At 70.1% G+C, this 11,175-nt stretch carries 9 protein-coding genes and 1 riboswitch; of the genes, 4 read left to right on the forward strand and 5 right to left on the reverse strand.

Annotated elements, in window-relative coordinates:
* Positions 1 to 33 precede the first annotated feature (33 nt).
* The 4 genes from JYG37_RS10400 to JYG37_RS10415 all read left to right on the forward strand — a co-directional run bounded on the left by JYG37_RS10400 (position 34) and on the right by JYG37_RS10415 (position 4,639).
* Positions 34 to 1,197 carry a CaiB/BaiF CoA transferase family protein gene (locus JYG37_RS10400; protein WP_089488435.1) on the forward strand — a complete coding sequence of 388 codons (1,164 nt, stop codon included), beginning with the start codon at positions 34 to 36 and terminating at the stop codon, positions 1,195 to 1,197.
* Between the two features lie 132 nt (positions 1,198 to 1,329).
* On the forward strand, positions 1,330 to 2,631 hold the full coding sequence (locus tag JYG37_RS10405; RefSeq protein WP_124593113.1) for a CitMHS family transporter: 1,302 nt from the start codon (positions 1,330 to 1,332) through the stop codon (positions 2,629 to 2,631).
* Between the two features lie 37 nt (positions 2,632 to 2,668).
* Positions 2,669 to 3,835 (forward strand): acyl-CoA dehydrogenase family protein, encoded by a 1,167-nt coding sequence (locus JYG37_RS10410; protein WP_050012639.1) that lies wholly within the window; start codon positions 2,669 to 2,671, stop codon positions 3,833 to 3,835.
* 60 nt (positions 3,836 to 3,895) lie between these two features.
* The gene (locus JYG37_RS10415; RefSeq protein WP_050012640.1) at positions 3,896 to 4,639 is read left to right on the forward strand and encodes an IclR family transcriptional regulator; all 744 of its coding nucleotides are present in this window, start codon (positions 3,896 to 3,898) and stop codon (positions 4,637 to 4,639) included.
* Positions 4,640 to 4,741: 102 nt separating this feature from the next.
* Here the strand turns inward: JYG37_RS10415 and JYG37_RS10420 are convergent, their stop codons facing one another.
* The 5 genes from JYG37_RS10420 to cobG form a co-directional block, all read right to left on the reverse strand.
* Positions 4,742 to 6,097, reverse strand: coding sequence for a chitinase (locus tag JYG37_RS10420; RefSeq protein WP_213345377.1), 1,356 nt, complete (start codon positions 6,095 to 6,097; stop codon positions 4,742 to 4,744).
* A gap of 347 nt (positions 6,098 to 6,444) precedes the next feature.
* On the reverse strand, positions 6,445 to 8,160 hold the full coding sequence (gene cobJ / locus JYG37_RS10425) for a precorrin-3B C(17)-methyltransferase (RefSeq protein WP_213345378.1): 1,716 nt from the start codon (positions 8,158 to 8,160) through the stop codon (positions 6,445 to 6,447).
* Positions 8,157 to 8,891: a precorrin-2 C(20)-methyltransferase gene (locus JYG37_RS10430; RefSeq protein WP_050012643.1), complete on the reverse strand. Its 735-nt coding sequence runs from the start codon at positions 8,889 to 8,891 to the stop codon at positions 8,157 to 8,159. The genes cobJ and JYG37_RS10430 overlap by 4 nt, the downstream gene beginning before the upstream one ends.
* Positions 8,888 to 9,514, reverse strand: a complete 627-nt coding sequence (locus JYG37_RS10435; RefSeq protein WP_124593110.1) for a precorrin-8X methylmutase — start codon at positions 9,512 to 9,514, stop codon at positions 8,888 to 8,890. The genes JYG37_RS10430 and JYG37_RS10435 overlap by 4 nt, the downstream gene beginning before the upstream one ends.
* The gene (gene cobG, locus JYG37_RS10440; protein ID WP_283813221.1) at positions 9,507 to 10,868 is read right to left on the reverse strand and encodes a precorrin-3B synthase; all 1,362 of its coding nucleotides are present in this window, start codon (positions 10,866 to 10,868) and stop codon (positions 9,507 to 9,509) included. The genes JYG37_RS10435 and cobG overlap by 8 nt, the downstream gene beginning before the upstream one ends.
* Positions 10,869 to 10,975: 107 nt before the next feature.
* Positions 10,976 to 11,166, reverse strand: a riboswitch (cobalamin riboswitch).
* Between the last annotated feature and the right edge of the window lie 9 nt (positions 11,167 to 11,175).

Genomic DNA, 11,175 nt, shown 5'->3' on the forward strand with positions numbered 1-11,175 from the left:
CAGTCCGATCGACCGGAACCAGGAGCGAGACGCATGGCGGAACACGAGCAGCAGGGCGCGCTGGCGGGATTGCGCATCATCGATCTGTCGCGGGTGCTGGGCGGCCCGTACGCGACCCAGATCCTCGCCGACCACGGCGCGGAGGTGATCAAGGTCGAGCCGCCGTCCGGCGACGAGACGCGCACGTGGGGCCCGCCGTTCGACGGCGACACCGCGTCGTATTTCCTCGGCGTGAACCGCAACAAGCTCGGCATCGCGCTCGACCTGACGCAGCCGGCCGATCGCGAGCGGCTGCTCGGGCTGCTCGAACGCGCGGACGCGCTGGTCGAGAATTTCAAGATCGGCACGATGGAGCGCTGGGGGCTCGGGTTCGACGCGCTGCAGGCGCGGTTTCCGCGCCTCGTGTATTGCCGCGTGTCGGGTTTCGGCGCGGACGGCCCGCTCGGCGGGCTGCCGGGCTACGACGCGGCCGTGCAGGCGCTGGCCGGGCTGATGAGCGTCAACGGCGAAGCCGGCGGTGCCCCGCTGCGCGTCGGCGTGCCGATCGTCGATCTCGTCACGGGGCTGAACGCGGCGCTCGGCGTGCTGATGGCGCTGCGCGAGCGCGATGCGAGCGGGCGCGGCCAGTTCGTCGAATCGACGCTGTTCGACTGCGCGCTGTCGATCCTCCATCCGCATACGCCGAATTTCTTTCATTCGGGCAACGCGCCCGTGCGCACCGGCAACGCGCATCCGAACATCACGCCGTACGACAGCTTTCCGACGGCGGGCGCCGACATCTTCCTGGCGGTCGGCAACAACGGGCAGTTCGCCGCGCTGTGCGACGTGCTCGGCACGCGCGACTGGCTCGACGATCCGCGTTTCGCGGACAACCGCGCGCGCAGCCAGCACCGCGCCGCGCTGCGCACGCTGCTCGAAACGGCGCTGGCCGCGCACGACGGCGCGACGCTCGCCGAGCACCTGATGCGCCGCGGCGTGCCGTGCGCGCCCGTGCTCGGGCTCGACGCGGCGCTCGACCATCCGCATGTCGCGCACCGGCAGATGAAGGTCGAGCTGGGCCGGCACCGCGGCATCGCGTCGCCGATCAAGCTCGGCCGCACGCCGGCCACGTACCGGCGGCCGCCGCCCGCGCTGAACGAACATGCGGCGCAGGTGTTTGAGGACGACAACGGCAACGACGACCACCGCCGCACCTGACCGGCATCGCGGCGTCGGCCGTGCCGCACAGCGGCGCACGGCCGCGCGCCGCGCACACCCACATTCGGACATCACGTCGGCCCGCGCATCGACACGCCCGTCGATGCGCGCCGGCTGAAGAGGAGACGCATCATGCTCGCATGGATCGGCGCGGTCGCCATCGTCGCGCTGTTCGGCCTGATCATCACGAAGCGGCTGTCGCCGCTCGTCGCGCTGATCGTCGTGCCGGTGGCCGCGTCGCTCGCGGCCGGTTTCGGACTGCAGACCGGCAAGTTCGTCGTGCACGGCGTACAGAACATCGGCCCGATCGCCGGGATGTTCGTTTTTGCGATTCTATTTTTCGGAATCCTCACTGATGCGGGGATGCTGGACCCGATCATCGCGGGCGTGCTGCGCGTGATCGGCTGCCATCCGCCGCGCATCGTGATGGGCTCGGCGCTGCTCGCGCTGCTGATCCATCTCGACGGCTCGGGCGCGGTCACGTTTCTCGTCACGCTGCCCGCGATGATGCCGCTCTATACGCGGCTCGGGATGGATCGCCGTATCCTCGCGTGCGTCGCGTCGATGGCGGCCGGCGTCAACTTCCTGCCGTGGGTCGGCCCGATGCTGCGCGCGTCGGCCGCGCTGCACATTCCCGGTTCGGCGATCTTCACGCCGATGATCCCGGTGCAGATCGTCGGGCTCGTGTTCGTGTTCGGCACCGCGTACGTGCTCGGCGTGCGCGAGGCGAAACGGCTCGGGCTCGACCGCGCCGGCGCGGCCGCGCTCGCGATCGCGCCGCGCGAGCTGACCGACGCCGAACGCGCGTTGCGCCGCCCGGGACGCTTCGGGATCAACGTCGCGCTCACGCTCGTCGTGCTCGGCACGCTGGTGTCGGGCATCGTCGACCCGATGGTGATGTTCATGCTCGGCACGGTCGCCGCGCTGGTGATCAACTATCCGGACGTCCAGGCACAGCGCGAGCGGATCGACGCGCATGCGAAGGCCGCACTGATGATGGCGAGCGTGCTGCTCGCGGCCGGCGCGTTCACCGGCATCATGTCCGGCACAGGGATGCTGAAGGCGATGGCCGAGGTCGTCGTCGCGCACGTGCCCGTCGAGCATGCGCGCCACATGCCGTTCGTGCTCGGGCTGCTGTCGATGCCGCTCAGCCTGCTGTTCGATCCCGACTCGTTCTACTTCGGTGTGCTGCCGGTGCTCGCGGAGAGCGGCAAGCTGCTCGGCGTGCCGCCGATCCAGATGGCGCAGGCCGCATTGCTCGGCCAGATGACGACGGGCTTTCCGGTGAGCCCGCTCACGCCCGCGACGTTCCTGATCGTCGGCCTGACCGGCGTCGAGCTCGCCGAGCACCAGAAATTCACGATTCCGTTCCTGTTCGCCGCCACCGTGCTGATGGTCTTCGCCGCGGTCGCGACGGGCCTGTTTCCATTGTGAGCGGCGCGGCCGTTCACGCTTTCCGGGAGAGCAGTCCATGCAGTTCGACCTGACCGACGACCAGCGCGCGATCGAAAGCGCGATCGAGAAAATCTGCGAACGCTTCGGCGACGACTACTGGCTCGAACGCGATCGCGCCGGCGGGTTTCCCGCCGATTTCCACGCGGCGCTCGCCGACGCCGGCTGGCTCGGCATCGCGATGGACCCGGCCTACGGCGGCGCCGGGCTCGGGATGACAGAGGCGGCGCTGATGATGCGCACGATCAGCGCGTCGGGCGCGGGGCTGTCCGGCGCGTCGGCCGTCCACATGAACATCTTCGGGCTGAACCCGGTGCAGGTGTTCGGCAACGACGCGCAGAAGGCGCGCTTCCTGCCGCCGCTGATCGCCGGCCACGACAAGGCGTGTTTTGCAGTAACGGAACCCGATGCGGGGCTCGACACCACGCACCTGAGCACGCAGGCGCGCCGCGACGGCGATCACTACGTGCTGAGCGGACGCAAGATCTGGATCTCGACTGCGCAGGTCGCGAACAAGATGCTGATCATCGCGCGCACGACGCCGCTCGACCAGGTCGCGAAGCCGACCGACGGGCTGAGCCTGTTCTATACCGACCTCGACCGTTCGCATGTCGAAGTGCGCGAGATCGAGAAGATGGGCCGCAAGGCGGTCGATTCGAACATGCTGTTCATCGACAACCTGCGCGTGTCGCGCGACGACCTGATCGGCCACGAAGGCGACGGCTTCCGCTATCTGCTGCACGGGCTGAACCCCGAACGGATCCTGATCGCGGCCGAGGCGATCGGCCTCGGGCAGGCCGCGCTGCGCCGCGCGACGCAGTATGCGTGCGAGCGCGTCGTGTTCGGCCGGCCGATCGGGCAGAACCAGTCGATCCAGCATCCGCTCGCGCAGGCGTGGATGCAGCTCGAGGCCGCGTGGCTGATGGTGATGAAGGCCGCGACGCGCTACGACGCGGGCCAGTCGTGCGGCGCGGAGGCGAACGCGGCCAAATACCTCGGCGCGGAAGCCGCGTTCCACGCGTGCCAGACGGCGATCGCGACGCACGGCGGGATGGGGTACGCGAAGGAATATCACGTCGAGCGCTATCTGCGCGAGTGTATGATTCCGAGGCTCGCGCCCGTGAGTCCGCAACTGATCCTGTGCTACATCGCGGAGAAGGTGCTCGGGCTGCCGAAGTCATACTGACCGTAGCGACCCGGCGGCCCGCCCGGCGCGCGGTTTCCCGTTCCGAATCAAGCGCTCGTCATGGACGTCAAACTCGTTGCCCGCACGCTCGACCTGTTCGAGCTGTTCGCCGCCGAACGGCGGCCGCTGCCGCTCACCGAACTCGCGCGCCTGCTCAATGTGCCGGCGTCGAGTTGCCTCGCGATGGCGCGCACGCTCGTGAGCCGCGGCTATCTGTACGAAGTGCGCAAGCGCGGCGGCTACTATCCGACGCGACGCCTGCAGACGGTCGCCGCCGCGATCGACGCGACCGATCCGGTCGTCGACATCGTGCATCCGCACCTCGTCGCGCTGCGCGACGCGAGCCGCGAAACGGCGGTGCTCGGCAAGATCCAGGGTGCGTCGGTCACGTATCTCGACGTCGTCGAATCGGAACAGGCGATCCGCTATACGCGTCAGCCGGGCGAGCTGCGGCCGCTGCATGCGAACTCGATCGGCAAGGCGATTTTCGCGGAACTCGCGAGCGATGCGCAGCAGGCGCTCGGCGCGCAACTGCCGTTCGAACGCTTTACCGACGCGACGGTGGCCGACCTCCCGGCGCTCGTCGCGCAGACCGCGCGGTTTCGCGAACTCGGCTGGGCCGAGAATTTCGGCGAGAGCGCGCCGGAGCTATCGGCGATCGCGGTCGCGCTGACGCTCGACGGCGACTGGTACGGGCTGTCGGTCGTCGGGCCGACCGAGCGGATCCGCCAGCATCGCGACACGCATGCGGCGCTGCTCGTCGACGCGAAGGCGCGGCTGCAGGCCGAGCACGCGCGCGGGTAGGGCAGCGGCGCGCGACGGCGCGGGCAACGGGCCGTCGCCGGCGTGCGGTCCCGCCACGCCGGAAGCGGCCCGCCGCACGTCACGCGCGGGTGTGTCGCACCGTCACGACTTCACCCACACGCCGCCCGCGCTCGGGTTGTCGCCCTGCGTCCACCATTTCGCGCAATACTTCGCGCCCTGATACGTCACGCACGTGCCGCCCTGATACGCGGTCGTCGCCGACCACGCGGGCGTGCCGCCGCTTATCGGCTTCCACACGGCCGCCTGGCCCGGCACGTCGCCCTGCGTCCACCACTGCGCCTGATACGTGGTGCCCTGGTAGGTGACCGTCGCGCCGGCCGTATAGACCTGGCCGGCCGCCCACGGTGCGCCCGGCTGCGGCGTGCCGCCGTCCGAGCCGCCGCCGTAGTTCGGATCCTGCGTGACGCCCGCGCCCCACTTGCCGTCGAGCTTCTTGAAGATCGTCGCGAATGCGTACGGCTGCTGCGCGACGCCGGAGCAGGTCGGCGACGCATACGTGCCGCCCGACGGGCACGCCTGATCGCGGCCGACCGACCAGTTGCCGAAGAAACCGTAGCCGTTCGCGACGGCCGCGTTCAGCACGGTCTGCGCATTCGCGAGCGTGAAGGTTTCGCCCTGCACGTCGTTGACGCCGATCATCGGCGTGACGCCGACCATCTGCCACAGCTGCGCGTTGGTCTTCGGCTGGCCGGCCGACTTGAACGCGGTGTCGAGCTGCGAATAGAGCGCCTGCGCGGCGCTGATCGCGGCGGCGCCCATGTCGATGTTCGCGGGGCCGTAATCCATCGCCATCACGTTGACCGCGTCGAACGTGGTCTTGTTCGCGATGGCCGCGTTGACGACGTTCACGCCGTCCTGCGTGAGCCCGGTCGGCATCGTCGGCAGCGTCAGCGTCACGTGCAGCGGCTTGCCCTTCGCCGCATAGTCGGCTTGCAACTGCGCGACCGCCTGGAAGTTGCGCGTGACCGCCGCCGTGTCCTGCTGCGACGCGCCCTCGATGTCGAAGTCGATATGCGTGAGGCCGTACGTGTCGATCACCGTCTGGTACGCGGTCTTCAGCGCGGGAACCGTCGAGCACGCCTGCATCAGCGGCGTGCCGTTCGCGCCGCCGAACGACACGGCGACTTCGCCGCCTTTCGCGCGGTAGCTCGTGATCGACGTGGACAGCGCGGTCAGCAGCCCGCCGCTCGCGCCGTTGCCGATCGGCTGCACGCCGCCCCACGACGGCACGCAGCCGTTGCCCGCGACCACGAATGCGAGCGTGAACTGCTGAATGCCCTGGCGCACGCCGATCTGATCGACCAACGGCGTTGGATAAAGCGTCACGTCGACATACGGCGCATAGACGCCGGCACCGTGCGACACGCTCGCCATCGCGAGCAGACAACCCGCGGCAAACCCACGCGGAATGAAACGCGGCAACACATTGTTGTTCATTCTGTGTTCTCCAAGTGGAAGAGGGATACGCTGGCCTGCGTATCGTCGCCGGGGGGCAACGCACGTGTCCCGCCGGCGGCGTGCCTATCTTGGAGGATTCGCGTCGAATAGGAAACTTAGGTGTTCTTCTTTTTGTTATTCGATTTCCGATACGTAACGAACTTGCCGATTCGGTCGAATATCGAAACGCGCGGAGGGCACTTTTTCCGATCGATCGCGCGCCGCCGCGCGGATGGACCGGTTCCAGCGAACAGGCATGCCGATCAACGGCTCGCTCGCATGCGCATTCACATTCGTGCGAACCCCGCCGGGATGCGGTATGCGCAACCCGGCGGGCGCAGCGGCGTTCAACGATACCAGCGCGGCGTATAGACCCATTCGCGTGCGTTGCCGATCGCGAAACGCCGCGTCGTCGACGAGCCGACGATCACCATCGTGCGCATGTCGACCTGGTCGCCGCGCAGCGCGCCGAGGGTCGTGGTCGAAAGCGTCGCGCCCGGCCGGCCGATGTCGCGGCCGAGCACGACCACCGTGTCGGCCGCGCGATGCACGCGCACGATATCGAGCGCACGGTCGAGCTGCCACGGCCGCGCGCGCGAGATCGGGTTGTAGAACGCCATCACGAGATCGGCTTGCGCCGCATGCCGCAGGCGCGTCTCGATCACGTCCCACGGCTTCAGGTTGTCCGACAGCGAGATCGCGCAGAAATCGTGGCCGAGCGGTGCGCCGGCCTGCGCGGCCGTCGCGAGCGACGCCGAGATGCCGGGCTCCACGCGCAGGTCGACCGCGGCCCATTGCGGGTCTCGGGCTTCATCGAGCGCTTCGAGCACGGCCGCGGCCATCGCGAATACGCCGGGGTCGCCCGACGACACGACCGCGACGCGCCGGCCCTCGGCCGCCAGTTCGAACGCATGGCGCGCACGCTGCATTTCCTCGCGATTGTCGGTGCCGTGCACGCGCTGGTCGGCCCGAAACGGGCCGGCCATGTTCACGTAGGTGGTATAGCCGAGGATGTCGGTCGCATCCGCGAGCGCCGCGCGTGCGGCCGGCGTGAGCCAGGCGGCGCCGCCCGGGCCGAGGCCGAGCACCGTCAGGCGGCCGCGTGCGCGGCCGAGCGTGGCCGGATCGACCGGGTGCGATGCGATCGCGCACGCGAGGCCGTTCGATTCTTCACGTAGCGTGTGGGCGACGCGTAATGCGCGGCCGAGCAGCGTGGTGGCGTCGGCGGGCGCGTCGCGGTCACTATCGCTATCGACGAAACGCAGCGGCACGTCGAGCGTGTTCGCCGCTTCTTCCAGCGCGGGTTCGCCGATCGCCGATGCGGGCGCGACGAGGGCCGCGAGCGCCAGCCGCGCGAGGCCCTGTGCGTCGAGCAGGGCTTCGATGCGCGCAGCAAGCGCTTCGCCGGCATGCGCGGCATTCGCGGCGACGCCGACCACCACGCTGCGCGGATGAATCACGAGTTCGTCGCGCGCGCCGCGCCACGCATCGGGCGTCACGCGAATCGCGTGCGCGGCTGCGGCATCGCGCGGCAGCGCGACGTCGTCGAGCCACGGCGCGGCGCCGTCGATGCGCATCGACGCGCCCGCGAGCAGGTCGGACACGAAGCGCTTGCCCTGCGCGAGATCGGCGAGCGCATAGCCTTCCGGCGGATTGAGCACGCACGCGCCGAAGCGTAGTTCGCCACTCGTCGTGATCGCCGGCGCGACGCCGACGCATTCGGCGATTTCGCGCGCGATCACGTTGACGCCGGTCAGCCCCCCGAGCAGCGGCACGACGGCCGAGCCGTCCTCCGCGACCGCGAGCACCGGCGGCTCGACGCCCTTGTCGGCGAGCGCGGGCGCGAGGCAGCGGATCACGATGCCGGCCGCGCACAGCGCGACGATCGGCAAGCCGCGCGCATAGAGTTCGCGCAGGTGAGGGCCGAGTTCGTCGAACGGCACGTCGGCGTCGACGCGCGACGCGAGACCGTGCACGAGGGCATCTGGATAACGCGCCTGGATACGTCGCGCGGTATCGAGCGCGCCCGCGCCGAGGATCACGATCGCGGGCGGCGTCGTCATCCTTGCCATTTTTCCCCCGGCACGACGAGCAGCGAGAAATACGGCGACGCCATCGGATCGACTTCGTCGAGCGGCACGATGCGCTGGTTCGCCATCGTCGCGCGCTCGACGTAGAGCGCGCGCTTCGCGAGCCCGAGTTCGTCGAGCACGCGCCGCACCTTGTCGAAATTGCGGCCGAGCTTCATCACGACGGCCGCGTCGGCCCGCGCGAGCCGCTCGCGCAGTTCGTGCTCGGGCAGCACGCCCGACAGCACCGACAGGCTCTGGTTGCGATAGACGAGCGGCTGGCCGAGCACGGCCGTGCCGCCGAGCATCGCGCACACGCCCGGGATCACCTCGGTGTCGTAGCGCGGCGCGAGACGGTCGTGCAGGTACATGTACGAGCCGTAGAAGAACGGGTCGCCTTCGCAGATCACCGCGACGTCGCGGCCTGCATCGAGGTGCGCGGCGACGATCTCGGCCGCGGTGTCGTAGAAATCTGCGATCACCGTCTCGTAGCACAGCGGCGGCGGCAGCGCCTCGGTCGTCACCGGATAGACGAGGGGCAGTTGCGTCTGTCCGTCGAGCAGGTGCGCTTCGACGATGCCGTACGCGTTGCCTTTCTTGCCCTTCGCGACGAAATACGCGACCACGGGCGCCGCCTGCAGCACGCGTAGCGCCTTGATCGTCATCAGTTCCGGATCGCCGGGGCCGACCCCGACCCCGAACAGCCGTCCGCGCGCGCGCGTCATTCGACCTCCGTCGCGAGCGCATTCACCGCGGCGGCGGCCATCGCGCTGCCGCCGCGCCGGCCGAGCAGCGTGACGTACGGCACGCCGCGGCTGTCGGCGTCGAGCGCCGCCTTCGATTCGGCCGCGCCGATGAAGCCGACCGGGAAACCGACGATCAGCGCGGGGCGCGGCGCGCCGGCGTCGATCATGTCGAGCAGGTGGAACAGCGCGGTCGGCGCATTGCCGATCACGACGACGCTGCCCGCGAGATGCGGACGCCACAGTTCGAGCGCGGCGGCCGAGCGCGTGTTGCCGAGGCGTTGCGCGAGATCGGGCACCTGCGGCTCGCCGAGCGTGCAGATCACGCGGTTGGCCGCGGGCAGCCGCGCGCGCGTGATGCCTTCGGCGACCATCCTCGCGTCGCACAGGATCGGTGCGCCGGCCGCGAGCGCGGTGCGGCCGGCCGTGCCGGCGCCAGCGGAAAAACGCAGGTCGTACACGACGTCGACCATCCCGCTCGCATGGATTACGCGTACCGCGAGTTTCTCGAGATCGGGCGGCACCTGCGACAGGTCGGCCTCGGCGCGGATCGTCGCGAACGACTGACGGTAGATTTCCTGCCCGTCGCGAATGTAGTCAAGCATCGGTGGTGTCCTGGCTGTGCCGCGCGTCCATGAGGCGGATCGCGGCCTGGTCAATCGTCAGACGGCGCGCGAGCAGGGCGCCGAGGCCCGCGGCCGCGTCGCGCCGATAAAGGTCGTAGCGTTCGGGCGCCACCGCGACGAGCGTATGCACGGCAGCGTGCGGCAGCGCGCAGTGGCGTTCGCAACCGGTCAGATGCACGTCGAGCGGATGGCCGACGCGCGCAGCAAGCACGCGCGCGTCGTGTTTCGTGTCGGCGTGCGCTTTCGCGCAGCCCGCGCTGCCGGTGCAGGCGACGAGCGTCGCCAGCGGGTCGGACGCCGCGCACACGAGGCCGAGCGACGCGAGTGCTTCGCGCGTCGCGGCCGCGTGTTGGTTCGATACGCCGTGCATGAACACGCCTTGCCACGGCGTCATCGACAGCGTGCCGTCGCCGTCGGCTTCGGCCAGCGCGGCGAGCCGCTCCAGTTGCGCCGCGTCAAGCCGCCCGAGCGCGAATTGCGCGCCGATGCTGCAGCGTGCCGCGTCGCGCGACGGGTATGCGCCGAAACGCAACGCGGCGTCCGCGGGCGTGCGCCGCCAGCCGGCGAGCGTCGGATCGGCCGCGAGCGGGAACGGCAGATAGTGTTGCGCGCGCTCGAGCAGCGTGCGTTCGCCGCACATCGACAGCAACGCGCGCATCCGCGTGACGTCGGCCGGCGCGAGATCGAGGAACGCGAGCAGCAGTGCGCGGACCAGTGCGACGCCCTGATCGATCGACACGTCGACCGACGCGGGCCGGTCGTCGTGCGCAACCGGAGGGCAGCCGGCCAGCCCCGCCGCGAGACGTACCGCGCCGTCGCCGCGACGCCACGCGGCGAGCCAGACGTCGTGCGGATGATCGAGCGCCGCGACCGCTTCGCCGCCGTCGAGCTGGATCGAGAATTTCGGCGACAGTTCGCCGCGGCGCGGCTCGCTCGCGAGCATGTCGAGCAGCGGCATGGCGAGCGCCCGGCTATCGACGAGCGCGGCCGGGTCGTGCCCGGCGAGCGGGCTCAGCATCACGTTGCGAACGTCGTCGCTCGCCGCGAGCGCGGCCGCATCGATGGCGGTGTTGCCGGCGCTTGTGCGCGGGCCGAGCCCTGCTTCGAGCAGCGCGCGCGCGAGCGCATCGGACGCACCGTCGCGAATGCCGCGCAACTGGAGATTCGCGCGATTGGTCGCATCGATCTCGCCGGAGCCGTGCAGGCGCGCGGCGGCGGCGATCGCACGCGCCTGGCGCGTGTCGAGCCGGCCGCCCGGCAGCTTGATCCGGCACAGCCCGCCGTCGGCGGCCGCGACCACGCGCACGAGCCCCGGGCAAGCCGACGGGCGCACGATGGGCGACGCAGGAATCGAATCGGGGGCGGAATTCAACGGGATACCGGAACAGTGTGGCGCCACGGCCAACGCATCGGTACACCCCGCCCGACGCCGACTGGCACGCACGCACTTTCTGGCCGGCAGGTCTCCTGGCTGACAGGTCGGCGCCGCCTCCCGGCCTTCCCGGTGAAACCAGTGGCATGAGGGGGAGATCGGCTCGCTGTCTACAGTTGCGGGGGCAGCCACAGCGGCGCGCGGTGCGCCCTGTGTTCCCTCTTCGGCCCCGAAGGGCACCGGCGAACGAACGGCCGTAGGATACCCG

This window comes from Burkholderia sp. LAS2 (assembly GCF_018417615.1).
Taxonomy (GTDB): Bacteria; Pseudomonadota; Gammaproteobacteria; order Burkholderiales; family Burkholderiaceae; genus Burkholderia; species Burkholderia sola.

Coding starts and splice junctions, on each gene's coding strand:
- cobJ (WP_213345378.1), bottom strand. CDS start 8,160: ATGACGACGCCGCCCGCGATCGTGATCCTCGGCGCGGGCGCGCTCGAT.
- JYG37_RS10420 (WP_213345377.1), bottom strand. CDS start 6,097: ATGAACAACAATGTGTTGCCGCGTTTCATTCCGCGTGGGTTTGCCGCG.
- JYG37_RS10405 (WP_124593113.1), top strand. CDS start 1,330: ATGCTCGCATGGATCGGCGCGGTCGCCATCGTCGCGCTGTTCGGCCTG.
- JYG37_RS10435 (WP_124593110.1), bottom strand. CDS start 9,514: ATGCTTGACTACATTCGCGACGGGCAGGAAATCTACCGTCAGTCGTTC.
- JYG37_RS10415 (WP_050012640.1), top strand. CDS start 3,896: ATGGACGTCAAACTCGTTGCCCGCACGCTCGACCTGTTCGAGCTGTTC.
- JYG37_RS10400 (WP_089488435.1), top strand. CDS start 34: ATGGCGGAACACGAGCAGCAGGGCGCGCTGGCGGGATTGCGCATCATC.
- JYG37_RS10430 (WP_050012643.1), bottom strand. CDS start 8,891: ATGACGCGCGCGCGCGGACGGCTGTTCGGGGTCGGGGTCGGCCCCGGC.
- JYG37_RS10410 (WP_050012639.1), top strand. CDS start 2,669: ATGCAGTTCGACCTGACCGACGACCAGCGCGCGATCGAAAGCGCGATC.